The organism is Rhodanobacter sp. Root561, assembly GCF_001427365.1.
GTDB lineage: Bacteria > Pseudomonadota > Gammaproteobacteria > Xanthomonadales > Rhodanobacteraceae > Rhodanobacter.
The window spans coordinates 48,869-70,600 of the sequence record NZ_LMGH01000015.1; the positions used below are offsets into that span (position 1 = coordinate 48,869).

The window sequence follows — 21,732 nt, forward strand, 5'->3', positions numbered from 1 at the left end:
GGATACGGTTCGGTGGAAGGGCATGCTCAGAAATCGACGCTGGCGGACAGGCCCACCGTGCGCGGCATCACGTAGACGGCGGCGAACGGACTGGCGTGGGGATCGGTGGTTTCCGACGCCAGCGAGGTGATGCCGCGTTCGTTGGTCAGGTTCTTGACGTAGGCCTTGACCGTCCAGTTGCCGAAGTTGACGCCGGCGCGCAGGTCGATGCCGTCGTAGTCGGGCACGTCGCGGCGCGGACCAGGCGCGGCGACGAAATCGGTCTTGCGCTCGCCCACGTAGCGATAGCCCGCGCCGACGAAGCCGGACCAGCCGCTGGCCAGCGGAAAGTCGTAATCCACGCCGACGCTGGCGTTCCACTTCGGCACGTAGGGCAGCCGATCGCCCTTGTAGCCGAACAGGCCCGGCGGCGTGTCCGCGTCCAGCTTCGCGTCGGTCCAGCTGGCATTGGCCGACAGCAGCAGGCCCCGCACCGGTGCGTACTGCCAGGCCGCCTCGAGGCCCTGGCTGCTGGCCTTGCCGCCATTGCCCATGAAGCCGATGCCGCCGGAGACGACGGTGAGCTGGATCTGGCTCCAGTCGATGTAGAAGGCCGACACGTCGAAGGTCATGCGCCGCTGCATCGTGGTGGCCTTCAGGCCCAGCTCGTAGCTCACCAGCTTGTCCGGACCGAACGTCAGCGGCGCGCCCAGCCCCGGCGGCACGCCGACATTCGGGCCGCCCGGACGGAAGCCGGAGGCGATGCGCCCATAGACCATCAGGTCGTCGCTGAAGCGGAAACTGGGATTGAGCAGGTACGTGGTCGGGTTGTCCGATCCGCGGATGGTGAATTGCGTGGGCCCGAGGATCAGCCCATCGCCGGTCTGCGCGTAGGTGGTGCGGTCGCTGCTGTAGCGCGCACCCACCAGCACGCTGAAACGCGAGGTGGCGTGCCAGGTCACATCGCCATAGGCGGCCCACTCGGTGAAGATCGCCGGACCCATCGACAGGTCGGCCAGCGTCGGCAGCGCGATCGGTTCACCGGTGCTGGCGTCGAAGCTCAGGATGTTCTGGTGGGCGGTGGTCTTTTCGCGCGTGTAGAACACGCCGGCGCGCCATTCCACGGTCTGCGTCTCCGGCGACTGCAGCCGCAATTCCTGGGTGAACTTGTCCAGCGTCATCGGGTTGACCAGCGAATAGCCACCGTTGGGCAGGCCGAACAGCGGATTCAGCAACGGCCCGTAAGCCGCCGTGATGTCGGCGTTGGAGTTCATGTCCAGCGTGCCGTAGCTGGTCGACGAAAACAGTTTCGCCCCGCCGAAGTCGGCGTTGAGCGACGCGTCGTAGAGCCGGTACTTCAGCCGGAACTGGCCGGTGCCCGGCGAGCGCACCTGCTGCAGGTCGCCGTGGATCGGCTTCAGCGTCAGCGCATCGACGTCGACGCCGCCATCGACCAGGCCGGCACCGTCGCTGGCCAGGTTCTGCGCCAGCGCCGACAGGCGCAGCGAAACCGTGTCGCTCGGCGTCCACAACAACTGCGCGCGCGTGCCGCTCACCTTGGCGCGGTTGACGTCGTGCTTGCCGGTGAGGACGTTGTCGACATAGCCGGGATCGTGGCGTTCGTACGCGTTGATCCGCAAGGCCAGCTTGTCCGCAGCCAGCGGCACGTTGAACATCGCATGCACGTCCGAACCGGTGCCGCCATCCTCGACGCTGCTGACGCCGGCACGCAGGCGACCGTAGGCGCGGGTGGCGTCCGGCGGCGTGGTGACGAACTTGACCAGCCCGCCCAGCGTGTTCGATCCATACAGCGTGCCCTGCGGCCCGCGCAAAACCTCGACGCGCTCCAGGTCGGCCGGATCGATGTCCGGCGTCAGCACGCTGCCGGCGGCGTACACGGTGCTGGAGCCGAACGGCACGTCGTCGATGTAGGTGCCCACCGTCGAGTTCGGCTGGCCGCTGCCGGAGGTGATGCCGCGCAGCACCAGCTGGGTCCTGCCCTGCCCGCTGGAAATCACGTTGAGCCCGGGCACTCGCGTGGCGTAGTCGGCAAAGTTGACCGCGCTCTCGCGTTCGAGCTGCAGGCCCTGCAGCGCCGACACCGCCATCGGCACATCCTGCAAGCGTTCGCTGCGCTTGTTCGCGGTCACGATGACCGTGCCCAGGTCGGTGGGTGCGGAACTGGCGGAGGCCGGTGACGATTGCTGACCCGCCCCGGCGCCCGAGGCATCCTCCGGCGGGGTGCTGCCGGACGCGGGCGCGCCGGCATCGGAACCATCCGGCGACGATGGCTGGGCCGCGATGCCCAGCGGCGACCACAGGGCCACCGCGATGGCAACGCAGATTCCCCGACGAGCATGCTGCAGATAGCGAAAATCCATGACTCTCTCCCCCGAGATGGTCGCGTGGACAGCCCACGATCCACAGTGTTATTCCATTAACATCACCGTGTCAATGATATTTTCATATCAAAACGGCTTGTCGCCACCTGCCCGGCACCGATGGCCAGGGTCATCCACGGCGGCGCGAACCGGTCGATCGACCGCCATTCATTCATGAAGTTTGCCTTTGTAGTTTGGCTTTCCATCTGACAGACTGCGCGGATGAACAAGCCATCCGTCAATCCGGCGGCGGCCGATGCCATGGCGACGGCCGTCGAGTTGCGGGTGCTGGTGGGCAAGCTGCGGCGGCGCCTGCGCGAACAGATCAACCTGGGCGGCCTGCCGTGGTCGCAGGTGTCGGTGATCGGGCACCTGGAGCGCGACGGGCCCGCCACCATCACCGCGCTCGCCCACGCCGAAGGCATGCGCCCGCAATCCATGGGTGCAAACGTTGCGGCATTGCTGGAAGCCGGGCTGGTGCGCGGCACGCCCGATCCCGACGACGGGCGGCGAACCCTGCTGTCGCTGACCCCCGCCTGCCGCAAGCTGATCAAGGCCAGCCGCGCGGCGCGGGAGGACTGGTTGTTCCACGCCATCCAGACCCGGCTGGCGCCGAAGGAGCAGGCCCGGCTTGTCCGCGCCGTCGCCCTGCTCAAGCGTCTCGTCGAGCCGTGACGGCAAGGCCGCGGCACATCTCCCCTCCGCGAAAAGTAAGCCCGCCTCCCCCAAGGACGCCCTCATGGCCATCACCACGCTCGACCCGATCACCGCGCTGATCGTCATCGACTTGCAGAAAGGCATCGTCGCCTATCCCACCGCCCATCCGGCCGCCGAGGTGGTGACCCATGCCGGCGCGCTCGCCGAGGCGTTTCGCCGCCACCGCCTGCCGGTGATCCTGGTCAACGTGAGCGGCGGCGCGCCGGGGCGGACCGAACGCCCGCGCAACCTGGATGATCTGCCCGCCGACTGGGCCGAGCTGGTGCCCGAACTGGGTCGGCAGCCGCAGGATCACGTGGTGACCAAGCACACCTGGGGCGCATTCACCGGCACCGGCCTCGACACGTACCTGAAAGCGCAGGGCGTCACCCAGATCGTGCTCGCCGGCATCGCCACCAGCATCGGGGTCGAATCCACCGCGCGCCAGGCGCACGAACTGGGTTACCACGTCACCCTCGCCGTCGACGCGATGACCGACATGAGTGCCGAGGCCCACGCCAACAGCATCGCCCGCATCTTCCCGAGGTTGGGTGAAATTGGCAGCACCGGCGAAATCATCGACCTGCTCGGCACGCACGGGTAACCGGGACGGGTTCCGCAGCGAATTCCGGTGGAAGCCTGCTGCTCTAGCGAGCATCTGCCCGGAATCCGGACCATGAACAACCCGCTGATCGCCCGCTGGGCGCCCCTTCCGCTACGCCTGATCGTCGGCTACGGATTCATGGAGCACGGGTTCGCCAAGATCATCCACGGTCCGGCGGGATTCGCCGCCATCCTGCAGGCGCTGGGCGTGCCGGCACCGCACCTGATGGCATGGCTCACGATCCTGGTCGAAGTGTTCGGCGGCCTGGCGATCCTCCTTGGCGCCTTCGTGGCGCTGGCAAGCCTGCCGATGGCGGTGGTGCTGCTGGTGGCCATCTTTACCGTGCACCTGCCGTACGGCTTCAGCTCGATCAAGCTGCTGGCGGTCACCGCGACGGGCGCGCATTTCGGCCAACCGGGATACGAGTGCGACCTGCTGTACCTGGCCGGACTGGCCGCGCTGGTACTGGGGGGCTCCGGCCCCTGGTCGGTCGACGGGTTCATCCGGAAACGTCGACAGGCTGCGCTTCGCTAGTCGAGAGCGGCTTCCGTGCACTCGCCCCGGATGAATGCCTGCACGATCAGGCTCGCGCCGATGACGACCAGCCCGAGATGGATGCAGCGCAGGCGGCTCGGCAGCGAGTACAGGGAAACGCCGCGATCAGCACGACCAGCGGCGCGGAGCATCGTTTCGTCCGCTGTCACCTGCCGGCGAACAGGGCTTGCAACTGCGGGTACGGCATCGCGCCTTCGGCCATTGATTCGGAGCGGCCGCTGTCGAGGAAATCCTGCGCCAGCTTCCCCGCCTGCCCCCACAGCATCTGCGCAATGCCCGAGCCCGCGCTCAATCGCCGCACGCCCAACCGCTCCAGCTCGGCCGCCGGCGCCAGCCCCGGGTACGCCATCAGGTTGACCGGCAAGCCGGCGCCTTCCACCACGGCGGCGATCTCGCCGGCATCACGAAGACCCGGCACGAACAGGCTGTCGGCGCCGGCCGCGCGATAGGTCGCGCCACGCGACAGCGTTTCCCCGACCCGCTGCGGCGCGTCGACCAGGCTGGCCAGGAACACGTCCGTGCGGGCATTGATGAAGATGTCCGCGCCGGCGTTCGCGGCAGCGTTCCGGATGGCCTCGATCTTCGCGGCAAGCTTCGCCGGCGCATCGCGGCCGTCCTCGATGTTGATGCCGGCAATGCCCGCGTCGATCAGGCGGCGGACGGTTTCACCCACCGTCTTTGCGTCGTCCGCATAACCGTTTTCCATGTCGACCGACAACGGCACGCGCAATACCCGCGCGATGTTGACGGCGGCGCCGATCGCCGCATCGGCCGGCATCTTTCCGCCATCGGGGTAGCCCAGCGCCCACGCCACGCCCGCACTGGCGGTGGCGATGGCCCGTGCGCCGAGGCTCTCGAACAGGCGGGCGCTGCCGGCATCCCAGGCATTGGGAAAGCGCAGGAGTCCGGGGCCGCCATGCATCTGGCGGAAGGTGGTGGCGTGCTGTGACATGGGGGGTCTCCGTGACTGGCCTTGGGGAAGTCGAAGGGTAACGCCAGATGCCCGCCTCCGTGACACCTCTTCACCGCCGCAGGGCGCGGGGGTGCTCCGTATCGCCCGCGAAAGGAATACGCTTCGCGAACCGCTGCATCCACCCGGGGAAAAACGCATGAACAGCCGCTCGATCCATACGTTGCTGGCCGCCTGCCTTGTCGCTGGCGTGGCATGGAGCCCGTGCCACGCACAGGCTGCCCCAAAGCACGCCGACACCCCGCTGGAATCCGCCGCGCCAGCCAACACGCGGGCGACGATGGAGACGATGCAGATCCCCAGCCACGGCGCCCTGATGAATGCGCTGGTCTACGTCGCCTCCGGTACCGGCCCGCATCCGGCGGTGATCCTGCTGCACGGCTTCCCCGGCAACGAACGCAACCTCGACCTGGCGCAGGACATGCGCCGCGCCGGTTGGGACGTTCTCTACTTCAACTACCGCGGCTCCTGGGGCACGCCGGGCGACTTCTCGTTTTCGCACGGCATCGAGGACACCGCCGCGGCGCTGGCTTACCTGCGCCAGCCCGAGGTGGCCAGGAAGCTGCGGCTCGATCCCGCGCGCGTCGTGCTGATCGGCCACAGCATGGGCGGCTTCATGACGGTGCAGGCCGCCGCGGCCGATCCCGCGATCAAGGCCTTCGCCACACTTTCCGCAGCGGACATGGCGGGGCACGCCACCCGGCTCGTGGGCAAGGACGGCGAAAGCGCGGGCCTCAAGGCCATGGCCAGCGGCCTCGCCAACGAAGGCATGGCGCCGCTGAGCGGCTGCACCCCGGACGGCCTGGCGCGCGAACTGGTCGATCACGCAGCGGGCTGGGTCTTCCCCGCGAAAGTCGCCGCCCTGAAGAACCGCACTGCCCTCATCGTGACCTCCGACGACGGTCTCGCCCCGGACAACCAGGCGTTCGCCGCGGATCTGCGCAAGGCCGGCGACAGCCACGTCACCACCGTGCACCTTTCCACCGACCACGCCTATTCCGACCGGCGCATCGAACTTTCGAAAGCCGTGCTCGCGTGGCTGGCGTCGCTGCCGAAGTAGCCGGGTTGCCGTTGTCGTCACGCCCCGAAGCTTGACTCTTTCCGGCGCCGGGGGCACCGTCGCGATGACAACAGAAGCAGCACCAGGCTGCTTCAGCGAGGGCACCATGAAATCGATACCACGATCCGCCGTTTTTGGCGCCCTGCTGGCCTGCTCCGGCGTGGCCACCGCCGGGTCCGCCTCGCTCAACGAGTTTCCGCCCAAGGTGATGCCGGTGCTGGTGCAGGTGAATTCGCACGGCAAGGTCACTGGCGCCTCGCCGGCCATCGAACTCTCGCCCAAGGTCAACCGACTGCTCCGCGCGAACCTGGACGAGATGATCACCAAACCCGCGGTCGACAAGCACGGGCGCCCGGTTTCCAGTCAGTTCGTGATCAACCTGGTCCTGCAGGCATCGCCGCTGGACAACGGCAACTACAACGCGCACTTCACCTACCTGTCGACCGCACCCGTGCCGGCGGGCTCCTGGTACTGGGTGCACATCGATGGCCATCGACTCGCCCTGGCCGAACGTGACCCCCTTTTCCGCCGGTCACCGCGCTTCTACCACCACGATCGCTATCAGCCCGCCTATCAGCGCAGCCAGCACGTATCGCCGACGCCACCCATCAGCAACACCACGCGCAACTCGCCCGCTCCGTCACCTCCGGTGCACGGCAGGTAAGCCCGGAAGCCCGCCCATCGGCGGGCTTTCCATTCGGCGAAAGGTCTATCCGTTGGCGCAACCCGACGGCAGCGGCAAGCCGCTGGACGACCACCGGGCGCGCCCGCTTTCGGTCAGAATGCGAACCTTTCAGACCTCCGGCGACGAGCACCCACCATGTCCCTGACGCGCAACCTGCTGCTTGCCGCACTGATCCTCGGCGCCACGACGCCGGCACCTACACCCGCGGCCGAGCTGAAGCCCGCTCAGATCGCGGCCATCGATCGCTATGTCACCGCCGAGATGGCGCGCCAGCATGTTCCCGGTGCCGAAGTGGGCGTCTATCGCGATGGCCACGCGCTGCTGGTGAAAGGCTACGGTCTGGCCAACATCGAATGGCAGGCGCCGGTCACGCCGACCACGCTGATGCAGTCCGGCTCGGTCGGCAAGCAGTTCGCCGCCACCGCGGTGATGATGCTGGTGGAACAGGGCAAGGTGAGCCTGGACGACAGCATCACCCGATACTTCACCGATGCGCCGGCGAGCTGGAAGCCGATCAGGGTGAAGAACCTGCTGTCGCACACCTCCGGCCTGGCCGAGTACGAAGATCCCTCGCGCATGCAGCCCGGCGGCCTGTTCGACCCGCGCAAGGATTTCACCGAAGACGAGCTGGTGAAGAAGATCGAAACCCTGCCGATCGAGTTCAAGCCGGGCGAGCGCTGGGACTACCGCAACACCAACTACGCCCTGCTCGGCGTGCTGATCCACAAGGTCACCGGCCAGGACTACCGCGACTTCATGCATCAGCGGATCTTCGCGCCGCTGGGCATGGTCTCCACCCGCGGCATCTCCGAGCGCGACATCATCCCCGGCCGCGCAGCCGGTTACCAGATCGTCGGTAGCCAGCTGAAGAACCAGGCCTGGGTGTCGCCCAGCCTCAACTCCACCGCGGACGGCACGCTCTACTTCAACGTGGTCGACCTGGAGAAGTGGGACCGCGCGCTGTACGGTACCCGCCTGCTCAGCAAGAAATCGCTGGACACGATGTGGACGCCCTTCGTGCTCAACGACGGCCAGCCCAACGCCAGCCACTACGGCTTCGGCTGGGCCAGCGACAGCATGAACGGCCATCGGGTGGTCCAGCACAGCGGCGCATGGCAGGGCTTCACCTGCACCATCAACCGCTACGTCGACGACAAGCTGACCGTGGTGGTGCTGACCAACCTGGACGCCGCTCACGCCAGCCCCGTCTACATGTCCCACGTCATCGCCGGCCTGGTGGAACCGGCGCTGATGCCGAAGCCGAATCCCGCCAGCAAGGACGACAAGCCCGAGATCGCCGCCCACGCCCGCGACGTGCTGCTACGCATGCTGGCCGGCAAGAACCTCGCCAGCGAGTTCGCCCCCGACGCCGGCTACGCCTTCGATCCCAACGACGCGATCGACATGCGCAGCCAGTTGCCCGCGAAGTGGGACGCCGCGCCGCTGCGGCTGATCAAGCGTGGCGAACACGACGGCGCCGTGCGCTCGGTGTATCGCGTGGGCCCGGAAGGCGATACGCGGATCATGCTGGTGGAACTGGACGCGAAGGGAAAGCTGCTGAACCTGGCGGTGAAGTCCGATCCGGACAACCGCTAGCGCCGCGACGCGAGGTCACGGCGCCTTCGCCCGCATGACGCGGCAAGGCCGGAAACCGATCAGCCCCGACCGATGCCATCCAGTTCGGCCATCACCTCATCGCCCAGCCGCAGGCCGGCCGCAGCCAGGTTCTCCCGCAGATGGGCGACTGACGACGTGCCGGGGATCAGCAGGATGTTGGGCGACCGGGCCAGCAGCCACGCCAGCGCCACCTGCATCGGCGTGGCCTCCAGCCGCGCCGCCACCTCGGACAGCGTCCGCGACTGCAGCGGATTGAAGCCGCCCAGCGGAAAGAACGGCACGTAGGCCACACCCTGACGGGCGAGTGCGTCGATGAAGTCGTCGTCGTCGCGATGCGCCAGGTTGTACTGGTTCTGCACGCAGACCACCGGCGCGATGCGCTGCGCTTCGGCGACCTGGCTGGCCGTGGCATTGCTGAGGCCGAGGTGGCGGATCAGCCCCTGCTGGCGCAATTCCGCCAGCGCACTGAACTGCGCTTCGATGCTGCCTTCGCTGGGCGCGTGCACGTCACCCATCACGCGCAGGTTGACCGCATCCAGCACATCCAGGCCGAGGTTGCGCAGGTTGTCGTGCACTGCCTGCACCAGTTCGGCTGGACTCTGCGCCGGACGCCAGGACGCATCGTCGCCGCGCAGCGCGCCGACCTTGGTCACGATCACCAGCTCGTCGGCGTACGGGTGCAGCGCCTCGCGGATGATCCGGTTGGTGACGTGCGGTCCATAAAAGTCGCTGGTGTCGATGTGATTGACGCCGGCCTCCACCGCGGCGCGCAGCACCGCCAGCGCCGCCGCGTGATCCTTCGGCGGACCGAACACGCCCTTCCCCGCCAGCTGCATGGCGCCGTAACCCATGCGGTTGACCGTACGGTCGCCGAGCGAAAACGTGCCTGACTGTGCGAGCTTGCTCATGATGTTTCTCCGGGGAGGATGAAGGGACGTAATGAACTATAGGAAGGCCACGCCTTCCTGATAATCCGCCACAATCCATACGGGTCGTGCGGAGAACGGGACAATGGCGACAGAGTTGCAGGATCTCCAGGCGTTCCTCGCCGTGCTGCGAGCCGGCGGGTTTCGGCAAGCGGCGCGCAGCGGCGGCGACTCCGCCTCCAAATTGAGCGAGGCGGTGCGTCGGCTGGAGAGCCGGCTGGGCTTGCGCCTGCTCCATCGCACCACACGCAACGTCTCGCCCACCGAAGCCGGCGCGCGACTGGCCGAGCGGCTCGCGCCCGCCCTGGCCGAAGTGGAAGCGTCGCTGGACGTGGTCAACCACTTCCGCGACCGCCCCGCCGGCACGCTGCGAATCAACGTGCCGGCGAACGTGGCGCGCACGGTATTGCCCGGCATCGTCACGCCCTTCCTCAAGCGCTATCCCGAGATCCGGCTGGAAGTGATCGTGGAAGACAGCTTCGTCGACCTGATGGCCAGCGGCTGCGATGCCGGCATCCGCTACGACGAGCGGCTGGCGCAGGACATGATCGCGCTGCCGATCGGCCCGCGCACGCAACGCCTGGTCACCGCCGCCGCGCCCGCTTACCTGCAGGCACACGGCACGCCCGAACACCCGCGCGACCTGCTGCAACACGCCTGCCTGCGCGGCCAGTTTTCCGGTGGCGCCGTACCGCTGTGGGAGTTCGAGCGCGACGGCGAAATCGTGCGCGTCGACCCGTCCGGTCCGCTGCAGGTACGCACGGGTGCGGCCTTCGATCTAGCCGTGCAGGCGGCGCTCGACGGACTCGGCATCGTCCACCTGTTCGAGGATTGGCTGCAGCCGCACCTGGACAGCGGCGCACTGGTGCCGGTGCTGGAACCGTGGTCCCAGCGCTTCAGCGGGCCGTTGCTCTATTACGCCGGTCGGCGTCACCTGCCCTCGCCGCTGCGGGCCTTCGTGGATTTCATCCGCGAAGGCTGATGGCTGTCCCAAGTCGAACTCGTCACGCGCCTGACCCGCGTCGCGCCCCTTGGCGTCGCCTTCGGGCCGAACCGCTCGTTGCTGCCGGAATGCCATCCGCTCCGGATGACATTCACCCGAATGTCGGTGGACGCACCGACGCGATCAGCGCAGCCCCACCGTACCGTTGGCCGCCTCGACCAGCTTCGCCGGGTCGTAGCCCAGGCCATCCTTGAACACCAGCACCACGTTCTCGATGTCCTTGATGTTGTCCGCGGGGTTGCCCTTGACCAGCACCAGGTCGGCCGTCTTACCGACGTCGATCGAACCGATCTCCTTGTCCACGCCCATGAAGCGCGCGCCGTTCAAGGTGGCGATCTGGATGGCCTGCACCGGCGCGAAGCCCGCCTCCACCAATAGCTCCACCTCGCGCTGGTCGCCATAGCCGGCGATCACGCCGCCGTAGCCGGTGGGATCGAGACCGGCCAGCAAAGTGCCACCGGCCTTGACGAAGGCGTGCTCGAAAGCCATCTCCAGCTGGAACAGCTTCGGCCACGGGGAATCCTTCATCGCCGCGACGTGCTCGCGCGTCTTCAGGTATTCCTCGCGGGCCTGCGGCAGCATCGCATCAAGCACCCGCGCATCCAGCGGCGCGCGGCCAGGCACGAAGGTCTCGAACACCGGCAGCGTGGACGTCACCGCGACCTGCTTTGCCACCAGATGCCTGATCAACTGCCGGATCTCCGAACCGTCGACCTTCAGCGTGGCCAGGTGCGCGCTGGCCGCCTTCGTGTCCGGGCACACATCCGGCTGCTTGCCGGCGCTGAACTCGGTGTCCACGAACAAGCCGTGTTCGAGGTTGTCGATACCCAGATCCGCCGCCTCGGTGAACCCGATCGAACACAGGTGGCCGGTCACCTTGATACCGCGCGCATGCGCCGCCGCGATCGCCGCCGATAGCTCGGCGCGGGTGATGTGCATGTACGCCTTGAACGAGGTCGCGCCCTCGTCCATCCAGTAATTCACCGTATTGCGCGCATCGTCGGCATCGACCAGCTCGTGCATCTGCGGCATCAGGCTGCCTTTGCCCTCCAGATACGGCCCGGTCGTGTGCATCTTCGGTCCGGGAATCAGGCCGGCATCGATCGCCTTCTTCAACGCCAGGTCCGTATACGGCTCCACGCTGCCGGTGGTGCGGATCGTGGTGACTCCGCCAGCCAGGTACAGCTTGGGGAAACTCGACGCCTGCTCAGGCGCGAGCAACTCCTTCGACGCCGGATTCACCCTGGGCGCCGGATAGAACATGTGGTCGTGCATGCCGACCAGGCCGGGCATCAGCGTCTGCCCGCTGCCGTCGATCACCGTCGCATCCTTGGGCACATCCACGTGGCGCCCAACCGCCGCGATGCGCCCGTCACGCAGCAGCACCGTCTGGTTCTCCCTCGCACCGGTGCCATGTCCGTCGATCACCCGCACATGCGTGATCGCCAGCAGCGGCTGTGCATGCGCGACGTAGGCCTGCACCTGCGGCGCCAGCGTTGGCATCGCCGCGCGGGATGGCGTGGCCAGGGCAAGGCCCGCCAGTAAAAGCGCGACGGCCAACACCGTGCGCGAACGATCCATCGACAAACCGTGCATGATCAGCTCCCCAGAGTGAAACGCTGCAAGCCCCCGCTTGCCATCCAGCCGAGTATCCGCGCTAGCCGACGCATGCGGAAGTGCGCCTGACCAATTTGCAGTCGCGTCTGGACAGCAGTGCACTGGCACCGTCGCCGCAGAGCCGTTGCGCTAACCTCCCCCCCCAGCCGTTGCTGTATTACGCTGCTCCCCGCAACCAGCCGCCACCGTCGCGGGCATCCGTCGACTTCATCCGGAAGGCTGATGCGCATCGCTCCCCTCAAGCCCGAGAGCCCATGAGCAAGATCGGCACCGCCCTCTGCCTCACCTACCTGCTGGCCATCCTCGTCTGCCTGGGATGTGCCATGGCCGCCCACGGCGACCCCAAGGGTCAATTCGTCTTCGCGCAAATCCCGATCGCCCTGCAAGGCAGCCTGGCGGCTGGGCTGGGATTCGGCCCGGCGCTGGCCGGACTGTCGTGGCCGGAGGCTTATCTATATCTGGCGGGGTCGACGTGTTGCTCTATGCCTTTGGTTGGCTGCTCACGCTAGTCCCGAAGCGCCTCTCAACTCGGCGTTGAGACGAGGTCCCGCTTCACCTGCACGTGGCAATACAAACCTCATTGCGAAAAGCGCACCACAGGTTCCGTTTTGCCCTAACCTGGCCGCACATCAATGGGCATGGCGGGAGCCGAGGCATGGCAACGGGTGAAGACTGGTCGCGATTGGAGGTGGAGAGTTGTGTGGCCGACTATCTGCACATGCTCGCACTTGAACTCAACGGGCAGCAATTCAACAAGTCCAATCGCATCCACGAGTTAGTGCAGCGGCTGGATGGCAGAAGTAATTCATCCGTTGAATACAAGTTCCGCAACATCAGCGCGGTCATGAATGAACTTGGCTGGCCAACGGTCACGGGCTACAAAAGCTTGGCGAACTACCAACTATTGCTGATGGAAGTGGTGGAATCCCAGCTTCAGAGCAATATCGCCCTGCAGGACGCAGTACAAGCTGCCGTCGAACGTCCCGCGACTGTCGCATACATTGAAAACCCGACAGCCATCTGGGTTCCCATACCAAAAGCAGCAACCCAAGTAAGGGAATCGCCCGCAGGCTACGCGGCTCGCTTTTCTCCGGCCAAACGTGACTATCTGGCGCAAGAGGCGCGCAATCGTTCGTTGGGTCTCGCCGGCGAGCAGTTCGTGATGGAACTTGAAGCCCGGCGTCTATACGCAGCCGGCATGAAGTCGCTGAGCGAACGCGTCGAACACGTCTCAGCCACGCAGGGTGATGGCCTCGGCTACGACGTACTGTCCTTTGAGGAAAACGGTCGTGAGCGGTTGATCGAGGTAAAGACCACGTCTTTCGGCGAACTGACACCCTTCTTCGTCAGCCGAAACGAACTGGCACGTTCGGAGACCGATGCAGAATCCTATCGGCTGTACCGCCTTTTTGACTTCCGCGAGCGCCCCCGCCTCTTCGACCTGCCTGGCGCCATCGCCGTGCATTGCCAACTGGACCCGGTGTCCTATCTAGCGCAGCTGACCAGCTAGTCGCGGGCAGAGCCTCCAACGCTGTGCCGAGCGGCTGTCGCCTGAGTAGCAGTTGGTCCGGCAAGGCCACCCTGTCGAGCGGTCTATAGGCGGAAATACAAGATCCCTGCCAGTCCCGGGACAGTCCCTGACCGCTCGAAGCGTCGAGCAAAAAGTCGGGACGGCCGAGAAAAAAGCTCGGGCGGCCGAGTAATTTTCTCGAACGATGGAGAAAAGAGCTCGGTGGCCCGAGAAAAAAGGTCGGCATGCCGAGAAGATGAACTCGGCGTGCCGGGAAAAAAGCTCGGGTCGCCGAGTTATTTGCCCGGACCGAGGAGAAAACAGCTCGGACAGTCGAGAAAAAGGCCGACAAGCCGAGCAGGTGAACTCGGCGCCCCGGGAAAAAAGCCCGGACGATGGAGCTATCTGCTCGGGCCGCGGAGTGAAGAGCTCGGCGCGTCGAGCAACGAGTCTCGAAGCCAAGCGCATGGTTCGGCCCACGGGGGAATTTCCGGGCCGTCCGGGCGAAAACCGGCCGGCCCGGGAACCAGAGCGACCTGACGAAGCAGGAGGATCGCAGTATGGTTAGGTGTGCCAGGGACACTCAGGGGGAGTGAAGTGGCCAGACGAACAAAAAGCGGCTTCGAACAGATGGCGGCCATGCCGTGGTGGCTCAGCATACTGATCGGCGTGATTGGCTACATCGCGATACGCCACGGCATCGGTTGGTATTTTGGCGCGGTCAACAACCCGTATACGTCGGGACTGGGCAAGCTCGCCGCCGACGGCATCTATGCCCCGCTCGCGTGGGTGCTGCTGATCGTTTGCTGGCTCGCTGCCATCGGCTCCTTCATCGGCCGGCGTCGCCGCCGCCACCTGTTCGACAGCCAGACCGGCATCGACAGCCTGCGCCAGATGAACTGGCGCCAATTCGAGCAACTCGCGGGTGAAGCCTTCCGACGTCAGGGCTATGTCGTCGAAGAAACCGGCCTCGGTGGTGCCGACGGCGGCATCGACCTGATCCTGCGCAAGGGCGGCAAGACCACGCTGGTGCAGTGCAAGCAGTGGCAGAACTGGCAAGTCGGCGTCAAAGTCGTGCGCGAGATGTATGGCCTGCTAGTGCATCACAAAGCCGCCGCAGTGAAGATTGTTGCCCTCGGCGACTACACCAGCGACGCCCGACGTTTCGCCCAAGGCAAACCCATCGAACTGACCCACGGTGGTGAACTGATCGCCACGGTGCGCTCGCTGCAAAAGACCAATGCGCGCGCGATGAGTCCGCTGGATACACCACTCGCCCTCAGCGGAAGCATGGTCGCTAGCCTGCTGCTGATCACAGTGCTCTCGTCATCTACGCCGACCGAACCACCGCCAGCCGTCGCGAGCCCCATCGTCACCCAGACCGCATACAGACCGGAACCACCCTCCCTGCCCCGCCCCGCCGCGGCATCCGCAGCGCACGCCAAGGCAACGATCTATGTGAGCGATTCACAGAACGACGCGGAGCTGCGCGAGTGGAAGAAGCAAAACGCCGAGTCAATGAAAATTCTGGAGAAGACGACGAAGGAAATGCCGTTGCGCTGACTTCGCTTCACGCCGCGAAGCATGGCCTAGCCGCCACAGAACAAAACGCGCATCCTGGTGCGAGTCAATCGGATAAAAGGGGAATGCTTACTATGGATGCACAAGAAGGCTTAGAGGAGGCACTCCCAAGTGGTGGTAACTGGACAACGCAACAGCTCAAACTCGCCTTCAACCTCTACTTCCAAACGCCATTCGGCAAGTTGCACAAGACGAACCCGGAAATCGTTCGCCTAGCCCATCTCATCCGGCGCACGCCCAGCGCGTTGGCGATGAAGCTCGTCAACTTTGCCAGTCTGGACAGCTCGATCACCGAAAGTGGCCGCAAAGGTCTCTCGGGCGCGTCGGCTCTTGATCGCAAGATATGGAATGAATTTCATCAGGACTGGGAAGGCCTTGCGCTCGAATGCGAAGAGCTACGGCAGCAGTTCGCTCATGGCTCGCCATTCTTGTCGAATGGTGAGCGCGACGAACCCGAGAATGACCTGACCGACTTCACTGGAGAAATTCGCCTTGCACTTGTCCATCAAAGGATCAAGCAGGATTTCTTCCGCCGTACTGTGCTCGCCAGCTATCGCAATCGATGCTGCATCTCCGGAGTCAGTGAGCCACGCTTGCTCGTCGCAAGCCATATTGTCCCGTGGAGTCAGGACAAAGCCAATCGCCTGAATCCACGCAACGGTCTATGCCTTTCCGCCATTCATGACAAGGCTTTTGACAACCATCTATTCACTCTGAGCGAAGACTGGCGCGTCATCCTATCGGCGCAGCTCAAAGCCAGCAGGGACAGCTTCGTGCAAGAAGTATTCTTCCCGGCGGAAGGGACACAGATCGAGCTACCAGAACGCCTCAAGCCTGACCAATCACTGGTTGCGGCTCATCGTCAGCGTACGTTGCAAGACGCATAGAAAATCCCGTCGTCTCATGACTCGAAAAATTGAGTGCACCCTGCTCCGATTTCGGAACAGTCGCGCCCACTGAGACAACGTGACGCCAGCGTTGATCGCTCCGCAACTGTCATTGAGGCCAGTTCATGAGCGACAAACACATTCCCGAAGACACTTTCTGGGATCACTGGGGCGTCATACAGAACGCCGATAGCGGCATGTTCGAATACGACGACGTTAAGGATCAGCCGCTCGAACACGTCTGGACGATCGTCGATACCGGCGCCTACGAAGATGAAAATTGGTACGCCATGCCGGGGTTCCATATCGTCAACAAGCTTGGCTACATCATGACCAAACGAGCGTGGACTGCAGATACCCCGGACGCGATCTACCATCTGCACGAAGACGAAGACGACGGGGAACGCCACGTATTCTTGTACCAGTACCGTGATGCCTCGAATTACAAGGCAGGCGGCATGTTGCTTCTTCATGGTGCGACCCATGACGTTGAAGAAGACATGATCCGGGGTTGCTGTGACGCGGAAACGTATTTCGTCGCCGAACAAGTCGGGGTACCCGCCCTCTGCGAACAGCTCTACGTTTTCGGTGGTGGGCCAACCGATGATGACCACGCCTTCCATGAATTTCAGGGCTTACGCGCAGCCACTGCCGAAGAAATCGCGTCCCTGCCGTTGTGGGGTGGCCTAAGAGATCTGACGTGCCGATTCCTCCGCACGGGTGGCAACTGGGACTGCTCGCTATCGCCCAACTGCTTCTAGAGGGCAGACGGAGAACTGGAAAAGGGGGAGCTAGGTCACGACAACTCCCTCCGCCCCCTTTGACGCAGCACCACTCTTCCAACGCGAACTCCACAAACCCCAGGCTATAGCTCATCGAGCTTGACCTCGATTCGGCGCGCAGCCGCGCACCAGCTCAGCCAGCTCAAGACTTCCAGTCGATCCAGCAGACGGCGCGCACCCCTCACATCGGCACGGCACAAAGCGCATCGCCCCGAGGCGCCAGTGCTTCAGTCGCTCCTCTCGCCAACTCGGGCTGCGATCAAATTCGGAGCCTCGACAAGCAAGCCACCGCTCCACGAACCGCAAGCGACCTTGGATCCGTCGGGCGAAAACTGGACATCGCATGCAAATTTGAGCGGCACTTCATGGATTCGCTCCAGACCAGGAATCGAATAGAAGGCCACGCCTTCGCCCACAACGGCCGCAAGCATGTGTGAATCCGGTGACCACGCCAGCGTCCGCGGAAGTACACCAGCAACGCCAGACAGGCTTGCAACAACCGACAGACCATCAACATCGAAAAGGGAGATCACGTCGCGGTCAGATACGGCACAGGTGCTTCCATCAGGTGCGATCGATAGATCATCAATATTCGCATGTCTCAGCCGGATGGTTCGCAGCGGCGTTGTCATCGGCCAGCCCCACACGTAAACGTGATCAGGCGCTGCCGGCTGATCCGCTCTCGTTGATACCGGAGAGTGAACCGTAAACCATCGCCCTGAATGGTCGTCACGAACGACCTTGGTAATCATCTCGCCAGGAAAGTGACGCTGGAACTCAATGGCGCCGGTTGTGGATGAGCGCACCGTGAGAACGCCGCTCCACGAACCATCCACCAGAAATTCGCCACAGGCTGAATAGCAGATATTGCTACCTTCGACGCCGCCAAGGTCAAGGACGCGAATGATTTCACCCTTCTCGGTGTCCAATACGACGATCTCGGCGGATGTGTTCTTTACCGCCATTTCCGCTTCAGACGGATGAACAGCACAATGAGAAGGATGACTCAGAGGATGTGTTCGAAATCGCTTCTTGCACGTGGCCATATCCCAGACAACCACGTCCCGAGAAAGCGTTGCGAGAAAGCTGCCCGAGCGAGAAAACTCGCATGCGTAGCATCGCAGCAACTTCAGTGGCCGGAATCCTTTCATTTGCCTCTCCCAACGATTCGCGTGATACCTCAGCCCCATGAATGATCACGCGTCCGATGTCTTGTGTCGATTCGCCCGGCGAATGAAACGACTCACCAGCGGCGAACAAGGGCCCGGGCAACTGACTCACGGTCCTGCGTAACGGGCAACCCGAGTGCGGGCTGAGGCGGACGAAACCTCTTGGCCATGGACGACAGGGGCAAGTGCGATCCCAGCCTTCGCCGGATGACGATGGAAGAGAGATGGCGCAATCTCGGCCTTCGCCGGAATGATGATGAGGCAAGGCGGAGCGATCCCGGCTTTCGCCGGGATCGCAGCCAAGTAGGAAAGGACGCCACTGGCACCAAATCGCCCCTGCCAGTGCCCGATCAACTCACTCCAACTCCCCCAACCGCTCCTGCAACCTCTGCCGCCAATCCTCATCCTTCTCCCCAGCGATCAACGCCTTCAACGCGGTCAACTGCGCCAGGTCCAGCGCCTTCTTCGCCGACGTATGCACATCCGGCACCACGCCAACATTTTCCCAGTCGGTGTGCGTGACCGGGCTGATCGGGCGTCCGGAGGGGACGAACATCATGAAGTGCGCGGTCAGCCGGTGCGGGCCACCGCCGTGGGCGCCGCCGCCGGTGGTTTCGCCGATCAGGGTGGCGCGCTGGTTGTTCTTCAGCGCGTAGGCGAAATCCTCGCAGCCGGAAAACGTGTCGCTGCTGGTCAGCAGGTAGACCTTGCGCGACTGGCCGTAGCGCGGGCCGGGAACGGTGGCCGTGGTCCAGCGCTGTTCGGTGCGGTTCTCGTCGCGCCAGTAGACGTCGTTGAGATGGGTGGGCTTGTCGTACAGGTAGCTGGCAAACAGCATCACGCTTTCCGGATCGCCGCCGCCGCAGTGGCGCAGGTCGATGATCAGGGCACCGGTGTCGCTCATCAGGGTCATGGCGGCGGCGATGCGCGTGGCGACCATCGCCGGCCGGCCGAACTGATGCAGGTCGATGTAGCCGATGTCGCCCTGCAGGCGATCGACGCCGTTGATGCCGAAGTTGAAGTGCCTTCCTTCGGCCAGCTCGGCGGCCTTGTTCTCGGCGGAGTCGGACTGGTCGTCACCCTGGGCGATCGCGTGTTCGAAGTAGCGCACCTCAAGGTGCTTGTCGTTGCTGTCGTGTTGCAGTGTCTCGGTCAACTTGTCGGCGAGCTTGTCGGCGCTGGTGATCGCATCGAAGTCGCCGTGCTGCAGCTGGGCGCGCAGGCTCTTGCCGATCGCGGCGGCCTTGTCCGGAAAGACGTAGGACTGATTCAGGTTGGCGATGATGCTTTCCACCACCTCGCTGCGCATGGCCTTGTCGACCGTCATGTCTTTCTGTGGCGGCCCGGATTGCGCGTGGCCGGGCATGCCGAACAGCACCAGACCGGCGCCGGTCAGCGCGACGGCGCCGGCCAGCGCGGCGATGCGTGTTGCGGTTTTCCTGTGCTTGCTCATCTGTGCATTCCTCGTCAGGTTCGTCGGTAATCGACGAGCGCAGGGTGGCGAAGGAATGTGGAGGGATTATGGAAACCCCTCAGAGATCCAGCCGATAGCCGAGCCCATAGACGGAGTGGATCACGTCGACCTCCGGCAGGTGCACGGCGAGCTTGCGGCGCAGGTTCTTGATGTGGCTGTCGATCGCGCGGTCGGTGACTTCAAGGTTGTCGCGGCTGACCAGGTCGAGCAGTTGCGCACGCGAGAAGATGGTGCCCGGGCGTTTGGCCATCGCAGCCAGCAGGCTGAACTCGGTCGGCGTCAGCTCCAGCAGCTGTGCGTGGATACGCGCCGTGCGCGAATCGGCATCGAGGTCGAGCAGTGGCGTGCGTGCCGCTGCCGGACCCGAGCGCCGCAACACGGCCTTGATCCGCGCGACCAGTTCGCGCGGGCTGAAGGGCTTGCACAGGTAATCGTCAGCGCCGGTTTCCAGACCGAGCAGCCGGTCGATCTCCTGCACCTGCGCGGTGACCATGATGATCGGCACCGCGGAAAACCCGCGCACCGTCCTGCACAGCGACAGACCGTCGAGGCTTGGCAGCATGAGATCCAGCACGATCAGGTCGGGAACGTGGTGCCGGATACTGGCAAGCGCGGCGCTGCCATCGCCGATCACCTGCGCCTGGTAGCCGGCCGCAGTGACGTAGTCGGCCACGATCGCGGCGAGTTCGCTTTCGTCTTCGACGATGAGGATGTTGGCGCTCATGAACCTTCCAGCGGCAACACGACGATGACGCGCAGGCCGCCGAGCGCGGAGGCGTCGAAGCTCAGGCGTCCGCCGTGCGCTTCGACGATGTGTCGGCTCAACGCAAGGCCCAAGCCGGTGCCGCCGAACTGCCGGTTGCGCGATGGCTCGACGCGGAAGAAGCGCTCGCCAAGATGCTCGACAAGGTTGGCTGGAACGGCGGGTGCCGAGTCGTCGATGGTGATGCGGAACTCGTGCTCGAACCGCTCGCCACCGACTTCGATGCGCCCACCCGCGTCGGTATAGCGCACGCTGTTTTCGAACAGGTTGACGAGCACTTGGCGCAATCGCGTTGCATCCGCGAGCACCGTGGACGACGACGGCGGGGCGCCGATGGACGCGATGAGCCCGGCCGCCCGAAATTTTTCGCCGAAGCTCGCGAACACGTCCGTCACCACGGCCCAGGCATCCACCGTCGCCTTGTCGTACTGGAGCTGGCCCTGGTCGGCGCGCGCCAGTTCATGCAGGTCATCGACCAGCGCGGTCAGCGACAGCACCTGCTGCAGCATCAGCGCGACGGTTTCCGGTGTGGTGGTACGGATGCCGTCCTGCAGCGCCTCCAGCTGCGCGCGCAGCACCGAAAGCGGCGTGCGCAGCTCGTGCGAGGTGTCGGCGACCCACTGCTGGCGCCAGCGTTCGGTGTCCTTCAACCTGGCGGCGACCCGGTTGAACGTGGCTGCCAGCTCGCCCAGCTCGTCGCTGCGCCGGGTCGGCAGCTGCACGTCGAAATGCCCCTGCCCCAGCCGGCGCGTGCCATCGACCAGTTGCCGGATCGGCTTGCGGAAATGCGCTGCCAGCAAGGCGGCAGCAAGCGCGGCCAGCAACACGCCGATGGCGGCGATGAGCAGCAGGTTTTTCTGTTGCTCCAGCAGAAACGCGATGGCCAGATCGTCGTCCGGGTTCTGCGATCTGGCCACGACGAGATAGCCCACCTCGGCGCCGTCGACGACGATCGATCGCTGCACGGTATCGATCGAGGCGATCGCCACCAGTGCCGGACTCGCGATGACCCCGGCGAGATGGCGTCGGCGAACGTCCAGCAAACCGATGCGGTAGTCGAGGTTGGGGGATGCCCGGTCACGGGCAACCGATGTGCCATCCGCTTCGGCGGCCATCGCGCGGTCGAGGAACCAGCGTCGGCGCTGATCGGGGCTGGCCGGCAGAAACGACCAGTCGCCGTGCTTCCGATAGCGGGCGGACAGCTGCTCCACCAGCCCACTGACCTCCTGCATATCGGTCGAGGGACGTGGCGCGCGGTTCGACAATTTCCAGCGCACCAGCTCCACGCCGATTCCTGCCACCACGAGGAAGGCCAGCAGTACCGCGAAGAACAGCCGTTTGCCGATCGACACTTTCACCGCTTGATCCCCGAGACCGTCGGCGCACGCTAGGGGAGAACGCGGATGGAGGCAAGGTGCCCGGTTGCGCCCGGGTTTCCGGCAAGGAAAAGCCCGCCGGTGGGCGGGCTTTTCT

General features: G+C 64.8%; 21 protein-coding genes. 12 read left to right on the forward strand and 9 right to left on the reverse strand.

What is annotated here, in order from left to right; translation table 11 throughout:
• Nucleotides 1-26: 26 nt before the first annotated feature.
• Nucleotides 27-2,360 (reverse strand): TonB-dependent receptor, encoded by a 2,334-nt coding sequence (locus ASD55_RS15250; RefSeq protein WP_056767466.1) that lies wholly within the window; start codon nucleotides 2,358-2,360, stop codon nucleotides 27-29.
• A 222-nt stretch (nucleotides 2,361-2,582) separates the two neighbouring features.
• On the opposite strand from ASD55_RS15250, the gene ASD55_RS15255 reads away from it, so the two are divergent.
• The 3 genes from ASD55_RS15255 to ASD55_RS15265 all read left to right on the forward strand — a co-directional run bounded on the left by ASD55_RS15255 (nucleotide 2,583) and on the right by ASD55_RS15265 (nucleotide 4,194).
• Nucleotides 2,583-3,035, forward strand: a complete 453-nt coding sequence (locus ASD55_RS15255) for a MarR family winged helix-turn-helix transcriptional regulator (RefSeq protein ID WP_056767469.1) — start codon at nucleotides 2,583-2,585, stop codon at nucleotides 3,033-3,035.
• 64 nt (nucleotides 3,036-3,099) lie between these two features.
• Nucleotides 3,100-3,660 (forward strand): isochorismatase family protein, encoded by a 561-nt coding sequence (locus ASD55_RS15260; RefSeq protein WP_056767472.1) that lies wholly within the window; start codon nucleotides 3,100-3,102, stop codon nucleotides 3,658-3,660.
• A 72-nt stretch (nucleotides 3,661-3,732) separates the two neighbouring features.
• A complete protein-coding gene (locus ASD55_RS15265) occupies nucleotides 3,733-4,194 on the forward strand; it encodes a DoxX family protein (protein ID WP_056716752.1) in 462 nt (153 codons plus the stop codon).
• Here the strand turns inward: ASD55_RS15265 and ASD55_RS18555 are convergent.
• Both ASD55_RS18555 and ASD55_RS15270 read right to left on the reverse strand, forming a co-directional pair.
• A complete protein-coding gene (locus ASD55_RS18555) occupies nucleotides 4,191-4,346 on the reverse strand; it encodes a hypothetical protein (protein WP_157599029.1) in 156 nt (51 codons plus the stop codon). The genes ASD55_RS15265 and ASD55_RS18555 overlap by 4 nt on opposite strands.
• 14 nt (nucleotides 4,347-4,360) lie before the next feature.
• Entirely contained in the window at nucleotides 4,361-5,167 is an 807-nt protein-coding gene (locus ASD55_RS15270; protein WP_056767475.1) for an isocitrate lyase/phosphoenolpyruvate mutase family protein, read from the reverse strand.
• Nucleotides 5,168-5,324: 157 nt separating this feature from the next.
• Here ASD55_RS15270 and ASD55_RS15275 point away from each other — a divergent pair, with 157 nt between their 5' ends.
• The 3 genes from ASD55_RS15275 (at nucleotide 5,325) to ASD55_RS15285 (ending at nucleotide 8,526) form a co-directional block, all read left to right on the forward strand.
• Nucleotides 5,325-6,245, forward strand: a complete 921-nt coding sequence (locus ASD55_RS15275) for an alpha/beta hydrolase (protein ID WP_056767478.1) — start codon at nucleotides 5,325-5,327, stop codon at nucleotides 6,243-6,245.
• 106 nt (nucleotides 6,246-6,351) lie between these two features.
• Nucleotides 6,352-6,909, forward strand: a complete 558-nt coding sequence (locus tag ASD55_RS15280; protein WP_056767481.1) for a hypothetical protein — start codon at nucleotides 6,352-6,354, stop codon at nucleotides 6,907-6,909.
• A gap of 156 nt (nucleotides 6,910-7,065) precedes the next feature.
• A complete protein-coding gene (locus ASD55_RS15285; protein WP_056767485.1) occupies nucleotides 7,066-8,526 on the forward strand; it encodes a serine hydrolase domain-containing protein in 1,461 nt (486 codons plus the stop codon).
• Between the two features lie 59 nt (nucleotides 8,527-8,585).
• Here ASD55_RS15285 and ASD55_RS15290 read toward each other — a convergent pair whose 3' ends face one another.
• Nucleotides 8,586-9,455 carry an aldo/keto reductase family oxidoreductase gene (locus tag ASD55_RS15290; RefSeq protein WP_056767488.1) on the reverse strand — a complete coding sequence of 290 codons (870 nt, stop codon included), beginning with the start codon at nucleotides 9,453-9,455 and terminating at the stop codon, nucleotides 8,586-8,588.
• A gap of 103 nt (nucleotides 9,456-9,558) precedes the next feature.
• On the opposite strand from ASD55_RS15290, the gene ASD55_RS15295 reads away from it, so the two are divergent.
• On the forward strand, nucleotides 9,559-10,455 hold the full coding sequence (locus tag ASD55_RS15295; protein ID WP_056767491.1) for a LysR family transcriptional regulator: 897 nt from the start codon (nucleotides 9,559-9,561) through the stop codon (nucleotides 10,453-10,455).
• Between the two features lie 144 nt (nucleotides 10,456-10,599).
• On the opposite strand, the gene ASD55_RS15300 is transcribed toward ASD55_RS15295, so the two are convergent.
• Nucleotides 10,600-12,072: an amidohydrolase family protein gene (locus ASD55_RS15300; protein WP_056767493.1), complete on the reverse strand. Its 1,473-nt coding sequence runs from the start codon at nucleotides 12,070-12,072 to the stop codon at nucleotides 10,600-10,602.
• 275 nt (nucleotides 12,073-12,347) lie between these two features.
• Between ASD55_RS15300 and ASD55_RS15305 the strand changes: the two genes are divergently transcribed.
• The 5 genes from ASD55_RS15305 (at nucleotide 12,348) to ASD55_RS15325 (ending at nucleotide 16,832) form a co-directional block, all read left to right on the forward strand.
• Nucleotides 12,348-12,602: a hypothetical protein gene (locus tag ASD55_RS15305; protein ID WP_056767496.1), complete on the forward strand. Its 255-nt coding sequence runs from the start codon at nucleotides 12,348-12,350 to the stop codon at nucleotides 12,600-12,602.
• Between the two features lie 146 nt (nucleotides 12,603-12,748).
• The gene (locus tag ASD55_RS15310; protein WP_200946226.1) at nucleotides 12,749-13,603 is read left to right on the forward strand and encodes a DUF3883 domain-containing protein; all 855 of its coding nucleotides are present in this window, start codon (nucleotides 12,749-12,751) and stop codon (nucleotides 13,601-13,603) included.
• A gap of 597 nt (nucleotides 13,604-14,200) precedes the next feature.
• Nucleotides 14,201-15,166, forward strand: a complete 966-nt coding sequence (locus ASD55_RS15315; protein ID WP_056716772.1) for a restriction endonuclease — start codon at nucleotides 14,201-14,203, stop codon at nucleotides 15,164-15,166.
• Complete coding sequence (locus tag ASD55_RS15320) at nucleotides 15,097-16,071, forward strand: HNH endonuclease (protein ID WP_200946227.1); 975 nt, start codon at nucleotides 15,097-15,099, stop codon at nucleotides 16,069-16,071. The genes ASD55_RS15315 and ASD55_RS15320 overlap by 70 nt, the downstream gene beginning before the upstream one ends.
• A 125-nt stretch (nucleotides 16,072-16,196) precedes the next feature.
• Entirely contained in the window at nucleotides 16,197-16,832 is a 636-nt protein-coding gene (locus ASD55_RS15325) for a hypothetical protein (RefSeq protein WP_056716774.1), read from the forward strand.
• 248 nt (nucleotides 16,833-17,080) lie between these two features.
• Here the strand turns inward: ASD55_RS15325 and ASD55_RS18560 are convergent, their stop codons facing one another.
• The 4 genes from ASD55_RS18560 to ASD55_RS15340 form a co-directional block, all read right to left on the reverse strand.
• Nucleotides 17,081-17,818 carry a WD40 repeat domain-containing protein gene (locus tag ASD55_RS18560; protein ID WP_157599030.1) on the reverse strand — a complete coding sequence of 246 codons (738 nt, stop codon included), beginning with the start codon at nucleotides 17,816-17,818 and terminating at the stop codon, nucleotides 17,081-17,083.
• Between the two features lie 559 nt (nucleotides 17,819-18,377).
• A complete protein-coding gene (locus tag ASD55_RS15330) occupies nucleotides 18,378-19,475 on the reverse strand; it encodes a S41 family peptidase (protein ID WP_082542818.1) in 1,098 nt (365 codons plus the stop codon).
• Nucleotides 19,476-19,554: 79 nt separating this feature from the next.
• Nucleotides 19,555-20,220, reverse strand: a complete 666-nt coding sequence (locus ASD55_RS15335) for a response regulator (RefSeq protein WP_056767498.1) — start codon at nucleotides 20,218-20,220, stop codon at nucleotides 19,555-19,557.
• Complete coding sequence (locus ASD55_RS15340; RefSeq protein WP_056767501.1) at nucleotides 20,217-21,617, reverse strand: ATP-binding protein; 1,401 nt, start codon at nucleotides 21,615-21,617, stop codon at nucleotides 20,217-20,219. Before ASD55_RS15340 ends, ASD55_RS15335 begins: the two co-directional genes overlap by 4 nt.
• Nucleotides 21,618-21,732 lie beyond the last annotated feature (115 nt).

Excerpts from the sequence above, each read along its gene's own strand:
- ASD55_RS15250 (WP_056767466.1), bottom strand. The coding sequence starts at position 2,360 with ATGGATTTTCGCTATCTGCAGCATGCTCGTCGGGGAATCTGCGTTGCC.
- ASD55_RS15255 (WP_056767469.1), top strand. The coding sequence starts at position 2,583 with ATGAACAAGCCATCCGTCAATCCGGCGGCGGCCGATGCCATGGCGACG.
- ASD55_RS15260 (WP_056767472.1), top strand. The coding sequence starts at position 3,100 with ATGGCCATCACCACGCTCGACCCGATCACCGCGCTGATCGTCATCGAC.
- ASD55_RS15265 (WP_056716752.1), top strand. The coding sequence starts at position 3,733 with ATGAACAACCCGCTGATCGCCCGCTGGGCGCCCCTTCCGCTACGCCTG.
- ASD55_RS18555 (WP_157599029.1), bottom strand. The coding sequence starts at position 4,346 with ATGCTCCGCGCCGCTGGTCGTGCTGATCGCGGCGTTTCCCTGTACTCG.
- ASD55_RS15270 (WP_056767475.1), bottom strand. The coding sequence starts at position 5,167 with ATGTCACAGCACGCCACCACCTTCCGCCAGATGCATGGCGGCCCCGGA.
- ASD55_RS15275 (WP_056767478.1), top strand. The coding sequence starts at position 5,325 with ATGAACAGCCGCTCGATCCATACGTTGCTGGCCGCCTGCCTTGTCGCT.
- ASD55_RS15280 (WP_056767481.1), top strand. The coding sequence starts at position 6,352 with ATGAAATCGATACCACGATCCGCCGTTTTTGGCGCCCTGCTGGCCTGC.
- ASD55_RS15285 (WP_056767485.1), top strand. The coding sequence starts at position 7,066 with ATGTCCCTGACGCGCAACCTGCTGCTTGCCGCACTGATCCTCGGCGCC.
- ASD55_RS15290 (WP_056767488.1), bottom strand. The coding sequence starts at position 9,455 with ATGAGCAAGCTCGCACAGTCAGGCACGTTTTCGCTCGGCGACCGTACG.
- ASD55_RS15295 (WP_056767491.1), top strand. The coding sequence starts at position 9,559 with ATGGCGACAGAGTTGCAGGATCTCCAGGCGTTCCTCGCCGTGCTGCGA.
- ASD55_RS15300 (WP_056767493.1), bottom strand. The coding sequence starts at position 12,072 with ATGCACGGTTTGTCGATGGATCGTTCGCGCACGGTGTTGGCCGTCGCG.
- ASD55_RS15305 (WP_056767496.1), top strand. The coding sequence starts at position 12,348 with ATGAGCAAGATCGGCACCGCCCTCTGCCTCACCTACCTGCTGGCCATC.
- ASD55_RS15310 (WP_200946226.1), top strand. The coding sequence starts at position 12,749 with ATGGCAACGGGTGAAGACTGGTCGCGATTGGAGGTGGAGAGTTGTGTG.
- ASD55_RS15325 (WP_056716774.1), top strand. The coding sequence starts at position 16,197 with ATGAGCGACAAACACATTCCCGAAGACACTTTCTGGGATCACTGGGGC.
- ASD55_RS18560 (WP_157599030.1), bottom strand. The coding sequence starts at position 17,818 with ATGGCGGTAAAGAACACATCCGCCGAGATCGTCGTATTGGACACCGAG.
- ASD55_RS15330 (WP_082542818.1), bottom strand. The coding sequence starts at position 19,475 with ATGAGCAAGCACAGGAAAACCGCAACACGCATCGCCGCGCTGGCCGGC.
- ASD55_RS15335 (WP_056767498.1), bottom strand. The coding sequence starts at position 20,220 with ATGAGCGCCAACATCCTCATCGTCGAAGACGAAAGCGAACTCGCCGCG.